This window comes from Sphingomonas sp. BRN-1R (assembly GCF_057748035.1).
Genome location: NZ_CM173236.1, coordinates 4190304 through 4213424, shown reverse-complemented (window position 1 = coordinate 4213424; position 23121 = coordinate 4190304). Strand labels below are relative to the sequence as shown.

18 protein-coding genes are annotated in these 23121 nt (G+C 69.0%); 8 read left to right on the top strand and 10 right to left on the bottom strand.

The features are described 5' to 3' along the window. Positions 1-1224 carry a class I SAM-dependent methyltransferase gene (locus tag AC3ANX_RS19720; protein WP_488334914.1) on the top strand — a complete coding sequence of 408 codons (1224 nt, stop codon included), beginning with the start codon at positions 1-3 and terminating at the stop codon, positions 1222-1224. Between the two features lie 7 nt (positions 1225-1231). Here AC3ANX_RS19720 and AC3ANX_RS19715 read toward each other — a convergent pair whose 3' ends face one another. The 4 genes from AC3ANX_RS19715 to AC3ANX_RS19700 all read right to left on the bottom strand — a co-directional run bounded on the left by AC3ANX_RS19715 (position 1232) and on the right by AC3ANX_RS19700 (position 6838). After that, positions 1232-2617, bottom strand: a complete 1386-nt coding sequence (locus AC3ANX_RS19715; protein WP_488334913.1) for a helix-turn-helix domain-containing protein — start codon at positions 2615-2617, stop codon at positions 1232-1234. 218 nt (positions 2618-2835) lie between these two features. Further along, positions 2836-3846, bottom strand: a complete 1011-nt coding sequence (locus AC3ANX_RS19710) for a mannose-1-phosphate guanylyltransferase (protein ID WP_488337011.1) — start codon at positions 3844-3846, stop codon at positions 2836-2838. Positions 3847-4133: 287 nt separating this feature from the next. Continuing rightward, complete coding sequence (locus AC3ANX_RS19705; RefSeq protein WP_488334912.1) at positions 4134-6143, bottom strand: GMC family oxidoreductase N-terminal domain-containing protein; 2010 nt, start codon at positions 6141-6143, stop codon at positions 4134-4136. Positions 6144-6220: 77 nt separating this feature from the next. Beyond that, a complete protein-coding gene (locus tag AC3ANX_RS19700) occupies positions 6221-6838 on the bottom strand; it encodes a TetR/AcrR family transcriptional regulator (protein WP_488334911.1) in 618 nt (205 codons plus the stop codon). Positions 6839-6907: 69 nt separating this feature from the next. On the opposite strand from AC3ANX_RS19700, the gene AC3ANX_RS19695 reads away from it, so the two are divergent. Together AC3ANX_RS19695 and AC3ANX_RS19690 are read left to right on the top strand one after the other, a co-directional pair. After that, on the top strand, positions 6908-8035 hold the full coding sequence (locus tag AC3ANX_RS19695) for an acyl-CoA dehydrogenase family protein (RefSeq protein ID WP_488334910.1): 1128 nt from the start codon (positions 6908-6910) through the stop codon (positions 8033-8035). Between the two features lie 26 nt (positions 8036-8061). Next, positions 8062-9255, top strand: coding sequence for an acetyl-CoA C-acyltransferase (locus AC3ANX_RS19690; protein ID WP_488334909.1), 1194 nt, complete (start codon positions 8062-8064; stop codon positions 9253-9255). A 213-nt stretch (positions 9256-9468) separates the two neighbouring features. On the opposite strand, the gene AC3ANX_RS19685 is transcribed toward AC3ANX_RS19690, so the two are convergent. After that, a complete protein-coding gene (locus AC3ANX_RS19685) occupies positions 9469-12816 on the bottom strand; it encodes a transglutaminase family protein (protein ID WP_488334908.1) in 3348 nt (1115 codons plus the stop codon). Between the two features lie 120 nt (positions 12817-12936). On the opposite strand from AC3ANX_RS19685, the gene AC3ANX_RS19680 reads away from it, so the two are divergent. Both AC3ANX_RS19680 and AC3ANX_RS19675 read left to right on the top strand, forming a co-directional pair. Next, entirely contained in the window at positions 12937-14091 is a 1155-nt protein-coding gene (locus AC3ANX_RS19680; protein ID WP_488334907.1) for a zinc-binding metallopeptidase family protein, read from the top strand. Between the two features lie 31 nt (positions 14092-14122). Beyond that, positions 14123-14419 (top strand): plasmid stabilization protein, encoded by a 297-nt coding sequence (locus tag AC3ANX_RS19675; RefSeq protein ID WP_488334906.1) that lies wholly within the window; start codon positions 14123-14125, stop codon positions 14417-14419. Positions 14420-14548: 129 nt separating this feature from the next. Here AC3ANX_RS19675 and AC3ANX_RS19670 read toward each other — a convergent pair whose 3' ends face one another. Beyond that, complete coding sequence (locus tag AC3ANX_RS19670; protein WP_488334905.1) at positions 14549-16588, bottom strand: TonB-dependent receptor plug domain-containing protein; 2040 nt, start codon at positions 16586-16588, stop codon at positions 14549-14551. A gap of 52 nt (positions 16589-16640) precedes the next feature. On the opposite strand from AC3ANX_RS19670, the gene AC3ANX_RS19665 reads away from it, so the two are divergent. Beyond that, entirely contained in the window at positions 16641-17459 is an 819-nt protein-coding gene (locus AC3ANX_RS19665; RefSeq protein ID WP_488334904.1) for an NYN domain-containing protein, read from the top strand. Positions 17460-17597: 138 nt separating this feature from the next. Here AC3ANX_RS19665 and AC3ANX_RS19660 read toward each other — a convergent pair whose 3' ends face one another. From AC3ANX_RS19660 to tsaD, 4 genes are read right to left on the bottom strand one after another with little or no spacing between them, the layout of a single operon-like run. After that, complete coding sequence (locus AC3ANX_RS19660; protein ID WP_488334903.1) at positions 17598-18866, bottom strand: dicarboxylate/amino acid:cation symporter; 1269 nt, start codon at positions 18864-18866, stop codon at positions 17598-17600. Between the two features lie 58 nt (positions 18867-18924). Beyond that, positions 18925-19902 (bottom strand): NAD(P)H-dependent glycerol-3-phosphate dehydrogenase, encoded by a 978-nt coding sequence (locus AC3ANX_RS19655; protein WP_488334902.1) that lies wholly within the window; start codon positions 19900-19902, stop codon positions 18925-18927. Beyond that, entirely contained in the window at positions 19899-20441 is a 543-nt protein-coding gene (locus AC3ANX_RS19650; RefSeq protein ID WP_488334901.1) for a hypothetical protein, read from the bottom strand. The genes AC3ANX_RS19655 and AC3ANX_RS19650 overlap by 4 nt, the downstream gene beginning before the upstream one ends. Beyond that, positions 20438-21478 (bottom strand): tRNA (adenosine(37)-N6)-threonylcarbamoyltransferase complex transferase subunit TsaD, encoded by a 1041-nt coding sequence (gene tsaD, locus AC3ANX_RS19645; RefSeq protein ID WP_488334900.1) that lies wholly within the window; start codon positions 21476-21478, stop codon positions 20438-20440. Before tsaD ends, AC3ANX_RS19650 begins: the two co-directional genes overlap by 4 nt. A 63-nt stretch (positions 21479-21541) precedes the next feature. Between tsaD and hemC the strand changes: the two genes are divergently transcribed. Together hemC and AC3ANX_RS19635 are read left to right on the top strand one after the other, a co-directional pair. Continuing rightward, a complete protein-coding gene (gene hemC, locus AC3ANX_RS19640; RefSeq protein WP_488334899.1) occupies positions 21542-22450 on the top strand; it encodes a hydroxymethylbilane synthase in 909 nt (302 codons plus the stop codon). Next, entirely contained in the window at positions 22447-23112 is a 666-nt protein-coding gene (locus AC3ANX_RS19635; RefSeq protein ID WP_488334898.1) for a uroporphyrinogen-III synthase, read from the top strand. Before hemC ends, AC3ANX_RS19635 begins: the two co-directional genes overlap by 4 nt. Positions 23113-23121: the final 9 nt, after the last annotated feature.

The following is a 23121-nucleotide window of genomic DNA, read 5'->3' as shown; positions in this document are numbered from 1 at the left end:
ATGGCCCTGATCGACATGTTCCTCGCCGCGCGGGTCCAGCGCGGCCAACTCACCGTTCACCACGCCGACGGCAAGACCAAGACCTTCGGCACGCCGACCCCCGGTTTCCCGGTGGTGACGATCCGCTTTACCGACAAAAGCGCCGCCGCCGCGATCGTGCGCGATCCGGCACTCGGCGCGGGCGAGGCGTATATGCACGGCCGCCTCGTCGTCGAACAGGGCGACGTGCGCGACCTGATCTTCCTGCTCAGCTCGAACGACCCGTGGGAAGCGGGCGCGAACCGGCTCGCCGCCGTGCCCGCGCGCCGCGCGGTGGAGGCGGTGACGCACCGCATCGGCCGGATCAACATGGCCAAGCGATCGAAGCGCAACGTCGCGCACCATTACGACCTGTCCGACCGGCTGTACGACCTGTTCCTCGATGCCGACCGGCAATATAGCTGCGCTTATTACACCGATCCCGCCAACAGCCTCGAACAGGCGCAATCGGACAAGAAGGCGCATATCGCCGCCAAGCTCGCGCTTCAGCCGGGCATGACCGTGCTCGACATCGGCTGCGGCTGGGGCGGGATGGCGCTGTACCTCCATGCCAAGACGGGCGCGGAGGTGCTCGGCGTCACCCTGTCGGAGGAACAGCTCAAGGTCGCGCGCCGCCGCGCCGAGGAAGCGGGCGTCGCCGACAAGGTGCGCTTCGAACTGATCGACTATCGCCATGTGACGGGCAAGTTCGACCGGATCGTCTCGGTCGGCATGTTCGAGCATGTCGGCCCGGCGCATTACCGCACCTTCTTCCGCCAGTGCCGCGACCTGCTGACCGAAGACGGCGTGATGCTGCTCCACACGATCGGTCGCGCGGGCAAGCCCGGCGTCACCGACAGATGGACGACGAAGTATATCTTCCCCGGCGGCTACAACCCGGCGCTCTCCGAGATCGTCTCGGCCAACGAGGGGCTGCGCATGATGCTGACCGATGTGGAGGTGCTGCGGCTGCACTACGGCCATACGCTCGATGCGTGGTACGAGCGGACGGTGGCGGCGCGCGATGCGATCGTCGCACTGTATGACGAGCCGTTCTACCGGATGTGGCAATTCTACCTCGCCGGGGCGGCCTCGGCGTTCCATTACGGCGGGCTGGTCAACTACCAGCTCCAGTTCGCGCGCAACCGCCATGCGCTGCCGATCACGCGCGATTACATGTTCGAAGGCGAACGCGCGCTGCGCTGAGGGGGCGCTAATCCGCCGCGAAGGTGAAGGCGGAGAGCCCGCCCTCGCGTTCGTTGGTGAGCAGCGCGCGGCCGAGCGGCGGCATCGAGCGTTGCGGGCAGCCGCTGCGATGACAGGCGCGGCAGCCCAGCCCGATCGGTGTCGCCTTGCCGGTGAGGTCGAGCCCACGCGCGGCGACGAGCGCGCCACCACGATCCGCCGCGACCCCGAGCCCGATCGCGAATTCGGCGCGGATGCCGCCCGCGCCGCGCCCCTGCGGCGATACCGTGCGTGCGATCGTCAGCCAGCGGTCGCCCTCCTCTAGCTCGACGAGCTGGACCTGCATCGCGCTCGGCCGGTCGAACGCGGCATGGATACGCCACAGCGGACACCGCGCATCGGTCTCGGCGAGCGCCGCCCCGCTCGCGCCGGCGAAGCGCTTGGAGATCTGCCCCGCGCGATCGACCCGCACGAAGAAGAACGGCAGCCCGCGCGCGCCGACACGGTGGAGCGTCGTCAGCCGGTGCGCGACCTGTTCGAAGCCTGCGCCGAAGCGGTGCTGGAGCAGTTCGATATCGTAGCCCGTCGCCTCGCAGGCGCGCAGGAAGCGGGCATAGGGCATCATCACCGCGGCGGCGAAATAGCTGGCGAGATGGCGGCGGTAGAGCCGCTCGCTTGCGCGGTCGGCGAAGGCGGCGCCCTTGGCGAGCGCGTCGATCTCCGCGCGCGCCTCGATTTGGCCGAGCTGGAACGCGGCCGCGAAGGTGCGCGAGGCGGGCGCGAGCACCTCGGACAGTTGAAGCTGGCGCGCGTGCAGGTCGAGCCGGCGCAGCAGATCGGGCATCACGTCGACCGGCAGCACGCGGACGGCGATCTGGTGCTTCACCCGCAGCCGTTCGGTCAGCGCTCCGTACACATCCGCCGCCGCGAGCCGCAGTTCGTCCGCGAGCGCCTCGGCAGCGGCGTCGAGATCGCCGAAATGGCCGCGCCAGCGCTCGATCTCGCGGCGCACCGCCACGGTCGGGCCAGTGATGTCGTCGGGCGCGACCGTGCCCGTGCCGATCCGGTCATAGGCGCGCGCGAACGCCTCCACCCCGCCGGGCGCAGCCGCTATCCATTCCTCGATCTGCGCGCGGTCGAGTTCGAGATCGGCGAACATCGCGTCCGCCAGCCGCCGCCGCACCGCCGCTTCGCCGCCGCCGGGCTCGCCCGCCGACAGTGCGCGCGGATCGAAGTCGAACTCCTCGGCCAGCCTGAGCAGCAGCGTGGCGGAGAGCGGGCGCTGGTTGCGCTCCACCAGGTTGAGGTAACTCGGCGAGATGCCCAGCATCTCCGCCATAGCGACCTGGGTAAGCCCCGCCTGACGACGCAGCCGGCGTACCGGGTGGCCGGCGAAGAGTTTGCGATCCGCCATGCCCGATGTGATGCCGAAGCCGGCGGGTTGTCAAGAATTTACAGAAACTCACCGCAGTGTCGCTCAGACGATGACAAAGCGACACGCCGATTGCAGGAATTCCACGCCGTACCCGACGTCGGTAGTCTAGCCGGGAGCGGACAGAGCGGATCGCGCTTTTGAAAGTTTCCTGGGGAGGAAAGGTGCCCGTCGAGCGTTGCTCGGCGGGCATTTCACGATCAGCCGACCGGCTGCTGGCTTTTCATCGCCTCGATCAGTTTCTTAACCTCCTGGCTGCGGCCGCGCGGCAGGATCAGCACGTCGTTGCCGCTCGCCACCACGATAAGGTCGTCCACGCCGACGATCGCGACGCGCACGCCGTCGGTGCGCACCAGGCAATTGGTGGTCTCGATCGCGATCACCTCACCGGCGGCGCCGCTCGAATGCGCGTTGCCCGCGGCGTCGAGATCGCTGATCGCGTGCAGCGCGTCCCAACTGCCGACATCGTTCCAGCCCATGCTGACCGGCACCACCGCGACGCGTTCGGCCTTTTCCATCACCGCATAGTCGATCGACACGTCGGGCGACGCCGCGAACGCTTCGGCATCCGGGAGGATGCGCGTGCCCTCGCGCTCCGCCTTCGCCATCGCGAGTTGGCAGGCGGCGAGCATCGTCGGCGCATGCGTCGCCAGCGCGGCGAGATAGGTGTCGGCGCGGAACAGGAAGATGCCGCCGTTCCAGGTATGATCGCCCGCGGCGAGCATCGCCTCGGCCTTGTCGCGCGGCGGCTTCTCAACGAAATGCGCGACACGGTGGATGCCATCGGCAACCGCTTCGCCCACCTTGATCCAGCCATAGCCGGTCTCGGGCGCGTCGGGCGAAATGCCGAAGGTGATGAGCCAGCCGTCGTCGACGAGCGGCATCGCGGCATGGATCGCGGCGTGGAACGCCTCGACATCGGCGATGACGTGATCCGAGGGCATCACCAGCAGCGGGCTTGCGCCATCGGCGGCGAGTGCCGCCAGCGCGATTGCGGGCGCGGTGTTGCGCCCCATCGGCTCGAGGATCACCGCCTGCGCGCCCGCGCCGATATGGCTGAGCTGTTCGTCGACCATATCCGCATGGCGCGCGTTGGCGACGACGATCGGACCGCTGAAATGCTCGCCACGCGCGCGCATCGCGGTGAGCTGAAGCATCGTCTCCTCGGCCGTCAAGGCGAGCATCTGCTTGGGCCGCTCCGGCCGCGACATCGGCCATAGCCGCGTTCCCGAGCCCCCGGACAGGATGACAGGGGTGATCGGTGTCGAAAGCGGCATCGGCGGGTCTCCGGACGGTGAATCGTTACGGCCTCGCCATCGCCTAACCTATCGGGCGGCGCGACGTAAGCGAGCGCCTGCGCCGGTCGATGCGGATCTTGCAACCGACGGCTTGGGCTTCCAGCCAGGACGGGCGCCGTCGGGAGATCGGGACCGATCGACGGAACTGCGTTTCCAAAAACGCACAGGGCGAAGATTGTTCCCGCGCGCTCTTGCAAAAGTCAGGCGAACGGGTCGGTTTCGGTGGCGTACCAGGCCATCGCCATCGTCGTCATCTGCGCGTTGACGCGGATGCAGCTGGTGAAGGTGCTCGCATCGGTGACGAGGACGTTCGACACGCCGTGCACGCGACAGTCGAGATCGACCACTCCGGCGGCGGGATCCACGTTGCGCGCGTTGCCGCCGTGCGGGTGCGAGGTGGAGAGCGTCACGTCGTCGGGTTCGCGCACGTAGCGTTCGAAGAAGGCGTCGATATCCTCGCCGCGCCTGAGCGTCAGGCCGCGGGCGAGGGCGGGATAAACCTCCAGCGCACCTGCCGCGAAATGGACGCGCGACAGCGTGGCGAGCGCGCGGCGCAGATTGGCGAGCTCGCCCTCGCCGAGTTTGAGGTGGAGCGCACCGTCGATCAGCCAGCCGAGCCGGTCGGCGGGGATCAGCACGCCCGCCGAGGCGAGCCGGTTGTAGTTGCGCATCCGCTGTGCATGGTCGCCGATCCAGCCGGGCATCAGCGAGGACATGCTCATCGGCGGTTGAAAATGCGATTCGAGCAGGAAGTCGCGCGCATCGACATAGGTCGCCATCTGGTCTTCGTCCCAGCAGTTCACCGCCTCGGGCATCAGCGCGACCACCGGACAAGCGATGTTGAACGAAAGGCCGGTGCCCGACTGGCCGATGCCGCTCGCCTGCAAGACGCGGCTTGACGCCATCGTGCCCGCCGCGACCACCACGCCCTTGCGCGCACGGATGCGTTTCTCGCCGCCGCCTTTCAGCTTCACGGTGACGGCATCGGCGACGTGGCGGCCGTCGGCGCGGTCGTCGCGCCACAGAATCGCTTCCGCCTTGGCTTCGGCGAGGATGCGTGCGCCGGACGCGCGCGCGTCGAGCAGGAAGGACTGCGCCATGCCCTGCTTGCGGCCATAGGGGCAGCCGGTGTTGCAATAGCCGCAGTAAGCGCACTCCGCCGGGCTGTTGGGCGGGCCGAAGTTCTTGCTGAACCACACCGCCGGCGCCGCGTGCTCGACCGGATCGGTGCTGTCCGCGATGTGGTTCGCCCAGCCGCGCAGCAGGTGCGGGCCGTTGTTGCGGCTGGCGCGGTGCGCGATCGGCTGGAGCGAAAGCCGCCGCGTGATCGCATCATAGGCCGCCTCGAACCGCGCGACATCGACCGGCGCGCCCAGACTCGCCCAGCGTTCGAACACGTCGACCGCTTGCGGATGGGTCAGGCCTTCGCGGTTGACCGGCAGCGTGATGCCGTTGTTGATGACGGTCGATCCGCCCACGCAATGCCCCTGAAAGACGATGACGTCGTGATCGCGGCTTGATTGCAGCGCGCCGTCCACGAACAGCGACGAGGTCATGCGCCGCTCCTCATGGCTGAGATCGCGCGACGCCCATAATGCGCCCGCCTCGACGATCAGCACGTCATGCCCGTGCCGCGCGAGATTGGCGGCGGCGACCGCACCGCCCGCGCCCGAGCCGATCACGATGACGTCGACCTCCTCCGGCACATCGGCATGATCGACCAGATCGGCGTGGCTGAGGTCGCGCTTGTCGTATGGTTCGATCTGCATTTCGCCCGGCCCGCGCTTGCGGAAGTACGGCAGGGTGAAGCCGATCTGCGCGAGGACGGGATTGTCCTTGTTATCCTCCTGGCCCTGGACGTTCTTCTGTCCGGCGCCCTGCCAGTGGCCGTAATAGCCGGCGTAGATCACCCCGCGAACCCGTCCGAAATCCTGCAACAGATCGTTCTGCGAGCGCTCCAGCCGCCGCGCGATCCGCCGCGCGCCCCATGCCGGGCCGAGCAGCAGGAACAACGGTCCGCCGAGTGCGAGACACAGCAGGTACAGCGTCAGCCCGACCTCGGTGGGCTTGCCGCCCTCCATCAAACCGAACTGATGTTGCACGTTGGCGGCGACCTGATCGGGCGTAATCGCCATCTCGACCTTGTGGAACAGCGCGCGCGTGAGCGCCTTGATGATCCACACCTGGACAATATTGAACGGTTTCTTCATGACGCCCCCGCGTTGCTGCGGGTCTATTAGCAGGTTTCTACGCGCGTTTCGATCAGCGACTTGACGACATCTGGCGATCAGCGCGGGGCGAGGCCGGTGGTGAGGATCTCGACCATCTGTTCCGCCACCTGCGCCGCGCTCAGCCGTCCGTCCGGATCGTACCAGCGCCCCGGCCAATTGAGCGCCCCCGCCAGCGTGAAAGCGAGCAACGTCGGATCGGTGGCGGCGATCGAGCCGTCGGCGATCCCTTCCGCGATCAGCGCGCGCATCGCCGCGTCGATCTCGCGTTTCATCGCGCGCAGCCGTTTGGCGCCGTCGGGGCTCAACGACTCATCGGCAGTGCGGATCACGCAGCGGCCGAATTCGTCCATGTTGACCTCTGCATAGCGGCGCAGGAACGCCCTCAACCGGTCGAGTCCCGTGCCGAGCGTGGCATGCGCGACTTCCGTCGCCGCGATCAGTTGCTGCAACCCCATCGTCAGGCACTCGACCAGCACCTGATCCTTGTTGCCGAGGTAATGGTAGATCGTCGGCTTGGAGATGCCGAGGCTGGCGGCGACATCGTCGAGCGAGGTGCCGTGGAAGCCGCGTTCGTTGAACATCTGCACCGCCGCGCGCAACACCGCGTGGCGCTTGGCGGCGCGTTCCTCGCCGCGTTGCTCAGGCGTACGGAAGGGAGATGCGGGCGTGTTCAAGGCGGCATCATGCTTGACGGCAAACTCGCCAGAATGCAATATACTCACGAGTAGGATGGTAGGAATCGCATGATTCTGAACGAGACACAGGCGGCGATTCAGGAGGCGGTGCGCAGCTTCGCGCAGGACCGCATCCGTCCGCACAGCGCCGCGTTCGAGGCTGCAAAAGGCTATCCGTCCGCGCTGTTCGAGGAGATCGCCGCGCTCGGGCTGATGGGCATGACCGCGCCCGAGAGCGCAGGCGGCGCGGGGGCGGACTACGTGTCCTACGCACTCGCGCTGATCGAGATCGCCGCCGCCGACGGGGCGCTCTCCACCATCGTCAGCATCCAGAACAGCCTGATCGTGTCGGGGCTGCTCAAGGACGGTACGCCCGAGCAACAGGCGCGCTTCCTGCCCGATCTGATCGCCGGGCGGATGCTCGGCGCGTTCGCGCTGACCGAGACCGATGCGGGCTCGGATGCTTCGGCGATCCGCACGCGCGCCGAGAAGGTCGAGGGCGGCTATCGGCTCACCGGCGCCAAGCAGTTCATCACCTCGGGCGCGATCGCCGGCATCGCCATCGTCTATGCCGTCACCGATCCCGCCGCCGGCAAGCGTGGCCTGTCGGGCTTCATCGTGCCGACCCATTCGCCCGGCTACAGCGTCGACAAGGTCGAACACAAACTGGGGCAGGCCGCGTCGGACACCTGTGCGATCCGCTTCGACGACGTGTTCGTGCCCGACGATCTGCGGCTCGGTGCGGAAGGCGCGGGCTATGGCATCGCTTTGTCCAACCTCGAAGTCGGGCGGATCGGCATCGCCGCACAGTGTATCGGCATGGCGCAGGCGGCGCTCGATATCGCGGTCGCTTACGCCAAGGATCGCAAAAGCTTCGGCCAGCCGATCCTCAGCCATCAGGCGGTCGGTTTCCGACTGGCCGATCTCGCCGCCAAGCTGGAAGCGGCCAAGCAGCTCGTGCTCCATGCCGCCAGCCTCAAGGACGGCGGCGTGCCGTGCCTCAAGGAAGCGTCTATGGCCAAGCTCGTGGCGTCGGAAACCGCCGAGACGGTCGTGTCGGGCGCGATCCAGACGCTCGGCGGCTATGGCTATCTCGAAGAGTTCGGCGTCGCGAAAATCTACCGCGATGTCCGCGTCTGTCAGATTTACGAGGGCACCTCCGATATCCAGCGGATGGTGATCGCGCGAGCCTTGTAGGTTTCTGGCGCTTTAAGGAGAGAATGATGTCCGATCCCGCCACTGATCCCGTCGTCATCGCCAGCTATGCCCGCACGCCGATGGGCGCATTCCAAGGCGCGCTCACCCCGCTCAAGGCGACCGGACTCGGCGCGGTCGCGGTCGCCGCCGCGGTGGAGCGCGCAGGCGTGAATCCCGATTTGGTCGAGCGCATCTACATGGGTTGCGTGTTGCCCGCTGGCTTGGGCCAAGCGCCCGCGCGGCAGGCGGCGATCGGCGCGGGGCTGCCGATCTCGGTCGAGGCGACGACGATCAACAAGATGTGTGGATCGGGCATGCAGGCCGCCATCATGGCCTATGATGCGCTCGCTGCGGGATCGATCGACGTGGCGATCGCGGGCGGCATGGAGAGCATGACCAACGCGCCCTATGCGCTGCCCAAGCATCGCGGCGGAGCGCGCTTCGGCCACGACGTCATCATCGACACGATGGCGATGGACGGGCTGGAAGACGCCTATGAGCCCGGCAAGGCGATGGGCGTGTTCGCCGAGGATGCGGTGCGCGATTATCAGTTCACCCGCGCCGATCAGGACGAATACGCGCTGCGTTCGCTCGCCCGCGCCACGGACGCGATCGCGAGCGGCGCGTTCGAGCGCGAGATCGCGCCCGTCACCGTCAGAGGGCGCGGCGGTGATACGGTAATCGCCACCGACGAGCAGCCCGGCAAGGCCAAGCCGGAGAAGATCCCGTCGCTCAAGCCCGCCTTCGTCAAGGACGGCACGGTGACGGCGGCGAACGCTTCCTCGATTTCGGACGGCGCGGCCGCGCTGGTGATGACGCGGCAGAGCGTGGCGGAGAAGCTGGGGCTGCCGGTGGTCGCCCGCGTCGTTGCCACCGCCGCGCACGCCCATGCGCCCGCCAAGTTCACCACCGCGCCGGTGCCCGCGATCCGCAAGGTGCTCGCCAAGGCGGGCTGGACCGTCGGCGAGGTCGATCTGTTCGAGGTCAACGAGGCGTTCGCGGTGGTGGCGATGATCGCGGCGCGCGATCTGGAGATCCCGATCGAGAAGCTCAACGTCAACGGCGGCGCGACCGCGCTCGGCCATCCGATTGGCGCATCGGGCGCGCGGATCATGGCGACCTTGCTCGCGGCGCTCGAGGCGCGCGGGCTGAAGAAGGGCGTCGCGAGCCTGTGCATCGGCGGCGGCGAAGCGACGGCGGTGGCGCTGGAACTGGTGTAACAGATCGTCGCCCCGGCGCAGGCCGGGGCCGCTGTGTTGCTTCGGGCAAACGTCTCGCCCGCACACGCAGCGGCCCCGGCCTGCGCCGGGGCGACGATGTTGATCACAACGCTCCCCCCCCCGTCACCCCAGCGAAAGCTGGGGTCTCCCCGGGGCGGAGGTGACGCCCGCCTCAAAAGACCCCAGCTTTCGCTGGGGTGACGAGATACCGCGCTAACGCAGCCCCGCCGGCCGCCTGAGATCGAGCGTCAGCGGGAACTCGGTCGGCAGTTCCTCGGGTGGCACCGGCACCAGGCCGGGAGTGTGGCCGTAATCCTGGAAGCGCGCTTTGCGGCGCGCCTCCGCTTCATAGGCGTTGACCGGCACCTCGTCGTAATTGCGCCCGCCCGGATGCGCGACGTGATAGACGCAGCCGCCGAGCGACCGGCCGCTCCACGTATCGATCACGTCGAAGGTGAGCGGCGCGTTGACGGGCAGGCGCGGGTGGAGGCAGTCCGCCGGTGCCCAAGCCTTGTAGCGCACCCCGCCGACCACCTCGCCCGGTACGCCGGTCGCGACCATCGGGATACGCCGGCCGTTGCAGGTCAGCACGTGCCGCCCCGCCGTGAGGTTGCTTGCCTTGACCTGCAACCGCTCGGTCGAGCTGTCGACATAGCGCACCGTGCCGCCGATCGCGCCGGTCTCGCCCAGCACATGCCACGGTTCGAGCGCATGGCTGATCTCCAGCGCGACCCCACCGGCATCGACCGCGCCGTGCACCGGAAAGCGGAACTGGCGCTGCGCCTCGAACCACGCCGGATCGAACGCATAGCCCGCGCGGGCAAGGTCGCCGAGCACGTCGAGGAAATCCGCCCACACGAAGTGCGGCAGCATGAAACGATCGTGCAGCGCGGTGCCCCAGCGGGTGAGGAGCCCATGCTGCGGCTCGCGCCAGAACCACGCGGTCAGCGCGCGCAGGATGAGTTGTTGCGCGAGGCTCATGCGCGCGTCTGGCGGCATCTCGAAGCCGCGAAATTCGACCAGCCCGAGCCGCCCGGTCGGTCCGTCTGGCGAGAAGAACTTGTCGATGCAGATTTCGGTGCGGTGCGTGTTGCCGGTCACGTCGACCAGCAGGTTGCGGAACAGGCGGTCGACGATCCACGCCGGCGGCTGTTCGCCGGCGACTGGCCCCGGCACCTGCGCGAGCGCGATCTCCAGCTCGTAAAGCCCGTCGTGGCGCGCCTCGTCGATGCGCGGCGCCTGGCTGGTCGGGCCGATGAACAGGCCGGAGAACAGATAGCTGAGCGCGGGATGCCGCTGCCAGTAGAGCACGAAGCTCTTGAGCAAATCGGGCCGGCGCACGAACGGCGAATCGTACAGCGACGGACCGCCCAGCACGATATGATTGCCGCCGCCGGTGCCGATCGCGCGGCCGTCGAGCATGAACTTGTCCGCCGTCATGCCGTTACACCGGGCGATGTCGTACAGGGTCTCGGTGATCGCGCGCGTCTCGGCCCAGCTTGCGGCGGGGTGGACGTTCACCTCGACCACGCCGGGATCGGGCGTGACCTTGAGCACCTTGAGGCGCGGGTCGGTCGGCGGCGGATAACCCTCGATCCGCACCGGCGCGCCGAGTCGGGCAGCGGCGGCCTCGATCTCGGCGATGAGTTCGAGATAATCCTCCAGCGCGCGCACCGGCGGCACGAACACCGACAGGAAATGGCCGCGCGGCTCGACTGTGATGGCGGTGCGCACCGCATTGTCGGAGATTTCCTGCTCGACCCTCTCCTGCGGCTGTACACCCGAGAGGGGCGCGCGCTCGGTGATGCGCTGTTCGGTGGCGGGGGCAGGCGTCGACTCCACGTCCACACGCTGCGCGCGCACATCGGGCAGCGGCTCGCGCGGCTCGCTGGTGTCGCGTGGGTTGATATAGGGATAGTCCGACGGCGGTACGTACGGCAGCGAGCCGAGCGGCAGCCGGTAGCCGAGCGCGCTGTCGCCGGGCACGGTGAACAGCTTGCCGCGCCGCAGCGTCCAGTGTTCGGTCAACCAGCTTCCCTGCTGCTTGGTCTGCCATTTCTGGACGGGCAGCACGTAGCCGACCGGCGTCGACAGCCCGCGCTCGAACGCACGCACCATGCGGTTGCGCGCCTCGGCGTCGTCAATCTTGGGGTCGTCCGGGCTGGTGTTGACCGGCAGCTCGGCTTCCTTGAGCGACCAGGTGGCGGGATCCTCATAGGCGGGAACGACATGGCCGTCGGGCAAGCCCAGCCCCTGCGCGATCAGATCGAGGAAACGCTCGGCCATGTCGAGCGTCACTGGCGGCAGATCGCCCGGCTCCTCGCGCGCGATCAGCGCGGCGTCATGCCAGACGGGCACGCCGTCCGCGCGCCAATAGGCGGCATAGGCCCAGCGCGGCAGCGTCTCGCCTGGATACCATTTACCCTGCCCGTGGTGGAGCAGCCCGCCGGGCGCGAACGTGTCGCGCAGTTCGCGGATGAGTTTGTCGGCGTAAGCAGCCTTGGTCGGTCCGACCGCGTCGCCGTTCCACTCCCCCGCCGAAGAGCCGCCCGCCGCGACGAAGGTCGGCTCGCCGCCGATCGTCAACCGCACGTCCTGCGCGGCGAGATCGGCATCGACCCGCTCGCCCAGCGCATCGAGCGCCGCCCAGCGATCGTCGGTGAAGGGCCGGGTGATCCGCACCGCCTCGGCAATGCGCGAGACGCTCATCTCGAAATGGAAATCGACCTCGGCGGGTTCGGCCATGCCGGTGATCGGCGCGGCTGAGCGGTAATGCGGGGTCGCGCACAGCGGGATGTGCCCCTCGCCCGCGAACATGCCCGAAGTCGCATCGAGCCCGATCCAGCCGGCGCCGGGAATATAGACCTCGGCCCAGGCGTGGAGATCGACCACGTCCTGCGTGACGCCCTTCGGCCCCTCGACCGGCTCGACATCGGCGACAAGCTGTATCGAATAGCCCGACACGAACCGCGCCGCGAAGCCGAGCCGGCGCAACAGTTGCACGAGCAGCCACGCGCTGTCGCGGCACGACCCCTGACCGACGTCGAGCGATTCCTCGGGCGTCTGCACGCCGCTTTCCATGCGGATGACATAGCCGATCCGCTGCTGGATGTCGGCGTTGAGTTCGACAAGGAAGTCGATCGTGCGGCCAGTGTGCTGCGCGTGTTGCGCGACCAGCGCCTCGAACAGCGCGCCTTGCGGTTCGAGGTCGAAATAGGCGGCGAGATCGACCCGCAGCGCGTCGTCATAGGCGAACGGATAGTTTTCCGCATAGTCCTCGACGAAGAAGTCGAACGGGTTGATGACGTCAAGATCGGCGAGCAGATCGACTGCAATCGAAAAACGGTCGACGGGATCGGGGAAGACGACGCGCGCGACCCAGTTTGCGTGCGGGTCCTGCTGCCAGTTGATGAAATGCCCGGCCGGCTCGATCTTCAGCGCGTAGTTCGGCACCCGGGTGCGGCTGTGCGGCGCGGGTCGCAGCCGGATCACCTGTGGCCCAAGCCGGATCGGCCGGCTGTACTTGTAGGCGGTAAGGTGATGCAGACCGGCTTTGAGCATATGCGTGAACAGACGGCATGCGATGCTGCTATGCAACATCTAAATTGTGTCGCCCCCGATTGCGCACGAAACTTGCGATGCGAAGCCCGCGTTGAGCGATGAGAGTGTTCCGGAGACAGCATGGCCGCCTATTCCTGCCCGAATTGCCGCCAGCTTCTCCACTTCGAGACGCGCGTCTGCCCGAGTTGCGCGCACGCGCTCGGTTTCGAACCCGGCGCGAGCGCGTTCCTGCACCTCGACGTGCAGGGCGGCGGCGGCGCGTGGCGCGATGCGGCGGGCGCGGCCGTGCCGGTGCGGCCGTGCGCGAACACGCGGTACGGCGTGTGCAACTGGGTAGTCGGCACCGACGATCCGCAGACGATGTGTCTGGCGTGCCGGCACAACCGCACCATCCCCGATCTCGCCGTGCCCGGCGTGCTCGAACGCTGGACCCGGATCGAGGATGCCAAACGGCGCGTGCTGCACGGGCTGATGCGGCTCGGCCTCACGCTTGAAACCAAGGCGCAGAACGTCCACGGCCTCGCCTTCGACTTCCTCTACGATCCCGCCGCCGAACAGGGCTATGCCCCGCAGCACTTCACCGGCCACGAGGACGGGCTCATCACGCTTAACCTGATCGAGGCGGACGATGCGCAGCGCGAGCGCATTCGTCGCGAGATGGGTGAGCCGTACCGCACGTTGGTCGGGCATTTCCGCCATGAGATCGGCCATTACTTCTGGTCGCGGCTGGTCGCGTTCGGGCCGGACCTGATCCCGTTCCGCACCTTGTTCGGCGACGAGCGCGCCGATTATCAGGCGGCGCTGCAAAGCCATTACGCCACCCCGCCGCGCGCCGGCTGGGAGGACCATTACGTCTCCGCCTATGCGACGATGCATCCGTGGGAGGATTTCGCCGAGACCTTCGCCCACCATTCGCACATCGTCGACACGCTGGCGACGATCGGCGGGTTCGGCACGCGGCTCGATCCGATGCCTGCCGCCGCGCCGGGCACGCCCGACAGCGTGATCGACTTCGATCCCTACACCGCCGACACCGCGACGCTGACCGGGCGCTGGATCCCGTTCGCCTTCGCGATCAACGAGATCAACCGCAGCATGGGCCAGCCCGATCTCTACCCGTTCCGGCTCTCGCCCGGCGTCGTGCTCAAGCTTGATTTCGTCAACCGGCTGATCGCTTTCTACGCAGGCCGCTGGGCGCCGGGCGAGGCGGAGGCGGGCGATCTCAAGGCGCTGGTCGCGACGCTGGGGCAGGGTGTGGAGCTTGGCACGGCGTAGCGCGTTATCGCGGCACGCAAGGGAGAGCATCATGCCGCGTGGTGACAAGCAGGCCTACACCGACAAGCAGAAGCGCAAGGCTGCGCATATCGAACAAGGCTATGAGGATCGCGGCGTGCCCGAGAAGGAAGCCGAGGCGCGCGCCTGGGCGACGGTGAACGAGGAATCGGGCGGCGGCAACAAATCCGGCTCGGGGCGCGGCAAGCCTGATACGCATGTGTCGTCGTCACGTGGGGGCCGCGCGCACAAGTCCCGGTCAGCGGAGCAAAGGTCGGCGGCGGCGCGCAAGGGCTGGGATACGCGTCGGAGGAACGCGGCGAAGGGGTGAGGCACCCCTCCGCTCGCCCTCACCCTTCCCACCCCGCTGCGCCGGGCGGGCCCCTTCCCTCTCCCGATGGGAGAGGGAGGGAGGAGCGAAGCGACGGAGGGTGAGGCTGCTGTACCCAGCCTTTACCCGCTACCCGCCGAACCGCACCCCGATCCACAAGGTGCGTGGCGTACCCAGATCCATCGATCCCGCCTGATTGCGCGTCACCACGGACGCGTCGAACAGGTTTTCCGCGCGCGCGATCACCGCGACATTCTTGTGCACCGGTAGCTTCACGAACGCGTCGAGCGTGGTCGCCGCGCGCAGCACGTCGGTCTGGAGATCGTCCTCATATTGCCGGCCGACATAACGCGCCGTCAGCGAGGCGATGACGCCGGCCGCGCGGCCGAGGTGCGGCGCCCACGCCAAGGTGCCGCTCGCGGTGTGGCGCGGGCTCTGCGCGGGGATAAGCCCGTCGAATGCCATGCCGGGCGCATCGACCTTGCTGTCGCTGAACGCGTAACTGGCGGAGAGATCGACCGCGCCGAGCTTCCAGTCGCCGGTCGCCTCCAGCCCCTTGGCGGCGATCGCGTTGACGTTGCCGCGCACGCGCAGGTTGGTCGTGATCGTCAGGTTGGCGATCGCATCCTCGAGCCGGTTGTAGAAGCCGGTGAGACTCAGCGTCACGCCGGGCAGCGGGTGCGCGTCGAGGCCGCCTTCCACGCCGCGCAACCGCTCGGGCCTGAGATTGGCGTTGGCCTGCGTCGTCACCGGGAACACGGTGAACGGCCGGTACAGTTCGTTGAGCGTCGGCAGGCGGAAGCCGGTATAGCCCGCCACGCGCAGATCGACCGCGCCGAGTTTGAGCAACGCGCCCGCGCGCCCGGTCGCCTCGGTGCCGTTGCGGTCGGGGTAGCGGGTGTCGGTGGTCAACACGCCGCTGGCATCGCGCTGGCGGAAGAAACCGTCGGTGATCGTCCAGCGATCGACCCGCCCGCCGCCGGTCAGCACCAATCGTCCGATCGTCCAGTCGTCCTCGACGAACAGCCCCGCCACGCTGGTGTTGCCGCCCGCGTTGCGACGCGCGGTGACGGTGCCGGCCGCGCCGTAAGCGTCCTCGAACAACTGCCCGTCGGCGAGGCGGAAGTCGCCGCCGACGCGCAGCACATGCGCGCCGCCCACCGGCGGGCGCAACTCGATCTTGCCGCCAACCCCGGTCGAGGGCGTGTCGCGCTGGTCGAGCGTGAGCTTGAAGGTGGAAGAGGAGATCACCTTGTTGGTGAAGTTGCGCGCCTGCACATAAGCGAGCGCATCGACCTGCCAGTCCCCGCGCGAAACCAGTCGGACGCTGGCGTCCTCTCCGCTCGAACTCGAATCGGCGCCGGCGAAGCGCAAGGTGCGGTTGTCGCCGAACAGCAATCCGCGGAACTGCACCTCGGTGTTTGGCCCGAGCGGCGCCACCGCGCGCAAGCCCGTCGACCAGTCGCGGTAGCGCGCGGGCACGGTCGCGGGGGTGCGCTGATCCTCGGGCGTGGTCTGGAAGCCATCGCCGCGTTCGAACTGACCCGACAGTGCGACGAAACCGCCGCTAACCGACGGTGCGAGCGTGGCGCTCACCTGTTGCGCATCACGGCTGCCGTACAGCGCTTGTCCCGACAGCACGGGCAGATCGGCGCGGCCCGCGCTGGTCATCTCGATCGTGCCCGCCACCGCGCCCGCACCGAACGGGCCCGATCCGCCGCCACGCGTCACCCGCACGCCCCCCAGCCGATCAGGCACCAGCGCGCTAAACGGGATGTAGCCGAAGAACGGATCGGCGATCGGCACGCCGTCGAGCAGGATCAGCGTTCGGCTCGACGCATTGCCGCCGAGCGCGCGCAGCGTTGCGCCCTGATTGGAGGGGTTCGAGGATCGGCTGTCCGAACGGCGGAACTGCTGAAAGCCCGCGACGTCGAGCAGCACGTCCTCGACTCGACCCGATGCGTCGTTGGTCAGCCGCTGGCGGTCGATCACCACCGATCCATAGGCGGGCGTCCCCGGTGGCAGATCGAGCCCGCGCCCGAGCACGACGATGTCGCCGGTGGTGGGGTCGGTCGCCTGCGCTGCCGCAACGCCCGGTGCGAGCAGCGCGAGCGCAAGGATCGGCAGGCGCGCGCTGCGCACTTTGTTGTTATGAGGGCGCAAAGACATCGCCGCGACGCTTGGGGCCTCGCCCCGCGCCGGTCAACCAAAGGACAGTGTTTTGAACCAGGACCAGCCCGCCACGCCCGGCCCCGATCGCCGCATCGCGCTGCTGATCGACGCCGACAACGTGTCGCACGCCAACATCGCCGCGATGCTGTCGGAGCTGTCGAAATATGGCACCGCCAATATCCGCCGCGCCTATGGCGACTGGGGCAGCCCTGGGCTGAAGGGCTGGCGCGATAAACTCCACGACTATGCGGTCCGCCCGATCCAGCAGTTCAGCTATTCGGCGGGCAAGAACGCCACCGATATCGCGCTGGTGATCGATGCGATGGAATTGCTCTACACGCAGAAGCCCGACGCGTTCTGCATCGCGTCGAGCGACGCCGATTTCACCCCGCTGGTGATGCAGTTGAAGGCCAATGGCCACGACGTGTACGGCTTTGGCGAGCGCAAGACGCCGTCGCCGTTTGTCAACGCCTGCACCACCTTCCTGTATCTCGACACGCTGGAGGGCAGCGCCGCCAAGGAGCGTGTCACGGACCCCGCGCCGAAAGCCAAAGCGGGCAAGAAGGCATCCACGAAGACCGTCGATGCGCCAGCGGAACCCAAGCCTAACGCCAAGGATGCCAAGCTGATCGCGCTGCTGCGCGGCGCGGTCGAGGCGGCGGCGTATGACGACGGCTGGGCATCCATGTCGGCGGCGGGCAGCACCGCCAAGCGGCAGGCCCCTATCGACCCGCGCAACTACGGCTGCAAGAACTTCCCCGCCTTGTTCGAGGCGACCGAGGCGTTCGAGATCTTCAAGGGCGAGAACGGCCAGCGCTACGTGGCGGACAAGCTGAACGTCGAGCGCACGCCCGAGCCGGCGTTCTGACGCCTTTCTTCGTTCGTCCTGAGTAACTGCCGAGTAGCCGACGCAGTTGGCGTATCGAGGCAGTGTATCGAAGGACAAGCCCCGCGCGACAGCGATGCCTCGATACACGCCCTCGATACGGCCCCGCCTACTCGGTCGCTACTCGGCACGAACGGCGGAAGAGAGGGTTGAAGGCTTGTCCTCCGGCTCCACCCTTTTCCCCAACCCGACCGTGATCGCCACGTCCATCGTCACGTTGCCGACCGTGCGGAACAGGTCGGGGATCGTTTCGACCGCGATCAGCAGGCCGAGCGCCTCGATCGGCACCCCCATCGCGATCGCCACCGGCGCGACCGACGAGAAATAGGTGATCGTGCCCGGCAGACTGACCGCGCCCATCGTCGTGATCGCTGCGGTGCAGACACCGGCGGCGAGCGCGCCCGGCCCGATCGCCACGCCAAGCCAGTGCGCGACATAGAGTGCGACCGCGAGGTTCATCGCCGGGCTGGTCGCGCGGAAGATCGCCACCGCGATCGGCAGCACGATACCGGCGGCGGCAGGAGCGGCGCCGAGCGACTCGCTCGCCGCCAGCATGGTCGGCAGGCTGGCGAGCGAGGATTGCGTCGAGATCGCCACCGCCTGCGCCGGCGCGACCGCGCGCGCGAACCGCACGATCGAGACCCGGCCGAACACAGCCGCGACCGGATAGGCCAGCAGCAGCACGATGAACCCGAGCGACGAGACGATGACGATGTAATGGAGCAACGCGCCGAACGCCGCCGCGCCGGTGCGCGCGCCAACCCCGTAAGCGAGCGCGCCGACTCCGATCGGCGCGAGTTTTAGCACCCAGCGGATGATGATGAGCAACGCATCTGTGATCGCGCCGAACCATGCGGTGAGGCGCTCGCGCGGTTCGGGCGCGAGCTGCGTGATCGCGAAGGCGAGCGCCAGCGCGAAGATGGTGAGCGGCAGGAACGAATCGCTTGCCGCCGCGCTGACGATGTTCGACGGCACGATCGTTTCGAAGAACTGGCCCAAAGTCGGCACCGTGCCGACCGGCTGCGCGCCGGTCAGCCCCTTGCGCAACGCCGCCGACCACGCAGGCGGCAGCGGCCAGAGATCGAGCAGCAGCGGCGTGACGATCGCCGACATGATCGTGGTCGTCCACAGGATGACGACCATCGTCAGCACCGCGCGCAAAGCGAGCTTGCCCGCGCGCGCCGCATCCGCCGCCGCGCCGACGCCCGTTACCAGCAGCCCGACGATCAGCGGCACGATCACCATCTGAAGGCCGTGCAGCCAGGCGAGCCCAATCGGCTGCGTCACCTCGATCACGCCGAGCGCGACCGTGCGATCGACCGCGACCAGAGCGATGCCGATCAGCAGCCCGCTCACCAGCGACAGCAGAATCCGTGTTGCCTGAGACATCATTCCCCCGTTCGCACCCTAAGGGAGGCGGAACGCGGGCCGATGGCAAGCGGTTTCGTCAGCCGTGTTCGCGCGTGAGCGGCCGGGTGAGCAGCGCGCCGACCACCGCATCGACCGCCGCGCCTTCCAGCAAAGCCGCCACCGCACGCGCGACCGGCATGTCGACGCCCGCCGCCGCCGCCGCCGCGCACAGCACCGGCGCGGTGAACGCGCCCTCCGCGACGGTGCGGCGATCCGCCATCAATTCGGTCGCCGAGCGGCCTTGCCCAAGCCCGAGCCCGAGCGAGAAGTTGCGGCTGCTGGTGGAGGAACAGGTCAGCACCAGATCGCCGAGCCCCGACAGGCCGGCGAGCGTCTCCGCGCGGGCGCCGCGCGCCAGCCCGAAGCGGGTCATCTCGGCAAAGCCGCGCGCGATCAGCGCGGCGCGCGCGTTCTGCCCGAGCCCCGCGCCCTCGACCACGCCGCAGGCGATGGCGAGCACGTTCTTGACCGCACCGCCGATCTCCGCGCCGATCACGTCGTCCGAGGCATAGGTGCGGAAGCTCGGCAGCGCGAGCGCCTCCGCCATCGCCTCGGCGGCTACCGGCGACTCCATCGCCACCGTGACGGCGGTGGGGAGCCCACGCGCGACTTCGCCCGCGAAGGTCGGGCCGGACAGCACGCCGATCGCGGAGCGCGGATGCTCCTCGGCGGCAACTTCGCTGAGCAGCTTGTGGCTGCCCGCCTCGATCCCTTTCGAACACAGCAGCAGCGGCTGTCCGTGCCTGGGCAGATCGCGCAGCACCGCGCGGGTATGCTGCGCGGGCGCGACGACGAGGGTGAGCTCGGCTTCGGCCACCCACGCCAGATCACCCCCCGCCTCGATGGCCGACGACAGCGTGACGCCCGGGAGGAACAACGGGTTCTCGCGGACGCCGTTGATCGCGGCGACCACCTCGGGCTCGCGCGCCCAGATCCGCACGGCGTGCCCACCCTGCGCCATCACCTGCGCGAGCGCGGTGCCCCATGCGCCGCCGCCGATCACGCCGATCTTCATCGCTTGCCTCCCTGGCCGCACAGTCGATGTTGCGGCACGAACCGGAGCAGCCGCACTCCACGATCGCGCCATTCGTACAGGCTCGCACCCGCGGTTTGCGGTTGTTCGTTGCGCTGGCCGACGACGACCAGCAAGCGACTGTCGGAGCGGTAGGTCAGCCGCCGATCGGCGCCGCCGCCATCGCCCGGTAGCCAGCTCACCACGCGCAGGTGCGGCGCGAAGCCGACGCGGCCGGTGAGCCGATCCACCAGCGCCGGGCAGATCGCGCCAGCGCCGCAGCCAAGCCGCACCACTTTGATCCGTCCCGCGAAATCGGGGGCTGTCTGCCCCTCGGCGCGCAGCATCGTCCGATACGATCGTGCCTCGCCGTCGCGCACGTCGGGCGCGCGCCAAGGGCCACGCGCCACCACCGCCGGATATCTCGCGAACGACTGCGGGGAGAGCAGCGAGCCGAGCGCCACGCAGGACGGCGGCGCGCTGGCAATGGCGGGCGATGTGACCGCGAGGGCGACGACAAAGCCGCCAAGCGCGCACCTCATGCCTTCACCCCCGCACCGCGCACCGCCTCCGCGCCCGGATCGAGCGGCCAGCGCGGGCGCGCGGGCATGTCGAGCGGATCGGTGAGCCTAGCGGCGAACCGCTCCGCGCCGGCCCAGGCGATCATCGCGGCATTGTCGGTGCATAGCCACAAGGGCGGTGCGACGAAGCGCAAGGCGTTGGCGCTCGCCAGATCCTGCAAGGCGGAGCGCACCGCGCCGTTGGCGGCGACGCCGCCGGCAACCACCAGGGCGGTGGCATCCTCCGCGCGGTGCAGCGCCTTGGCGGTGCGGTCGATCAGGCAATCGACCACCGCCGCCTGGAACGAGGCGGCGATGTCCTCCGGCGACCACCGGCCCGAATCGTGTGCGCGTACCACCGCGCTTTTCAGCCCGGCGAAGGAGAAATGCGGCTCGGCTGCACCCTTCAGAGGGCGCGGCAGCGGCACCGCCTTGGGATTGCCGAGCGCGGCGGCACGCTCGACCGCAGGGCCGCCGGGGAAGCCCAGCCCGAGGATCTTGGCGGTCTTGTCGAACGCCTCGCCCGCCGCATCGTCGATCGTGGTGGCGAGCCGCCGATAGCGCGCGACGCCTTCGACCAGCAGCAACTGGCAATGCCCGCCCGAGACGAGCAGCAGCAGATAGGGAAAGTCGAGATCGGGATCGGCCAGACGGGGCGACAGCGCATGGCCTTCAAGATGGTTGACCGCGACCAGCGGCTTGCCCGCCGCATGCGCCAGCGCCTTGCCGGTGACGAGCCCGACCATCACCCCGCCGATCAGCCCCGGCCCGGCGGTGGCCGCCACCGCATCGACATCGGCGAGCGATACGCCGGCATCGGCGAGCGCGCCCTCGACCAGCGGGATCAGCGCCTCGACATGCGCGCGCGCGGCGATTTCGGGAACGACGCCGCCAAAGGGCCGGTGCGCCGCCTCTTGACCCGCCAGCCGGTGCGACAGCACGCGCCGGTCCGACGTGACGAGCGACGCGGCGGTTTCGTCGCAACTCGATTCGAGGCCGAGGATGAGCTTGGCAGTCATCACCACCCCGTATCGCATCACCCGCCGCTTGTCGAAGGGCGGCGCTTTCCCTTAGAGACGCGCATGATCTTCCGTCTCGGCACGCGCGGTTCGCCGCTGGCTCTCGTTCAGGCCGCCCTGGTGCGCGACGCATTGTGCGCGGCGCACGGCTGGGCGCCCGATGCGGTCGCGATCGTGCCGATCCGCACCACCGGCGACCGCGTGCAGGACCGCGCGCTCGCCGAGATCGGCGGCAAGGCGCTGTGGACCAAGGAACTCGACCGCGCGCTTCTGGCGGGTGAGATCGATTGCGCGGTTCACTCGATGAAGGACGTCGAGACGATCCGCCCCGAGGCGATCCGCATCGCCGCGATGCTGCCGCGCGCCGACGTGCGCGACCGGCTGGTCGGCGCGGACAGCCTCGCCGCGCTGCGCACCGGCGCGGTGCTCGGCACCAGTTCGCCGAGGCGGGCCGCGCAGGTGAGGCGGTTGCGCCCCGATGTGACCACGATCGTGTTTCGCGGCAATGTCGACACGCGGCTCGCCAAGCTGGCGGCGGGCGAAGCCGATGCCACCCTGCTGGCGGCGGCGGGGCTGGAGCGGCTCGGCCGGCACGATGTCGGCGTGGCGATCGACAGCGCGGTGCTGCTGCCCGCCCCGGCGCAAGGTGCGGTCGGTATCGAGGTGCGCGCCGACGATGCCAATGCCGCGATGCTGGTCGAGGCGATCGGCGACGGCGTGACGCAATCGTGCGTCGGTGCGGAGCGTGCGCTGCTCGCGCGGCTGGCGGCGGATTGTCACTCGCCCGTCGCGGCGCTGGCGACGATCGAGGGCGGGGTGATGCACATCGTCGCCGAACTGCTCACCGAAGACGGGCGCGAACGGGTCGGCGGAGAGGTGCGCGGCGAACCCGGCGCGGCGCTGGCCGAGCACCTCGCGCGCGATCTGCTGGAGCGTGCGCCCGAGGCGGTGCGGCGGCTGTTCGGCGGGTGAGCGCCACGCTCGCGGTGCTGCGCCCGGAGCCCGGCAATGCCGCGACGGCGGCGCGCGCCGAGGCGGCGGGGTATGCGGTACTGCGGCTGCCGCTGTTCGCGGTCGTGTCGCTCGACTGGATCTGTCCCGATCCTGCCGCGCACGATGCGCTGGTGCTGACCAGCGCCAACGCCGTGCGCATGGCGGGCGCTGCGCTCGTGCGGCTGGCGGGGCTGCCGGTGGTCGCGGTCGGCGAACAGACCGCCACGGCCGCGCGTGCGGCGGGGCTGACGGTGGTCGCGATTGGCGGGCAGGATGCGGCGGCGCTGGCGGCGTTGCTCGCCGGGCGGGGGTTCGTGCGTCCGCTCCATCTCGGCGGGCGCGATCGGACGCCGGTCGGCGATACGCAGGCGATCGCGGTCTACGCCAGCGAACCCGTCGCAATTACCCAAAGTGCGCTCGGCCGTCTGAGCGGCAGCGTCGCGCTGCTCCATTCCGCGCGTGCGGGGCAGCGGCTCGGTGCGCTGCTCGACGCGGCCGGTGTGTCGCGCGGAACGGTCGCGATCGGCGCGTTCAGCCCGGCGATCCTCGCTGCGGCCGGGGAGGGCTGGCGCGCCCACGCCGTCGCCGCCGAACCGACCGACGCGGCATTGTTCGCCGCGATCGCTGCGCTTGGCCGTTGACCGGCCCGC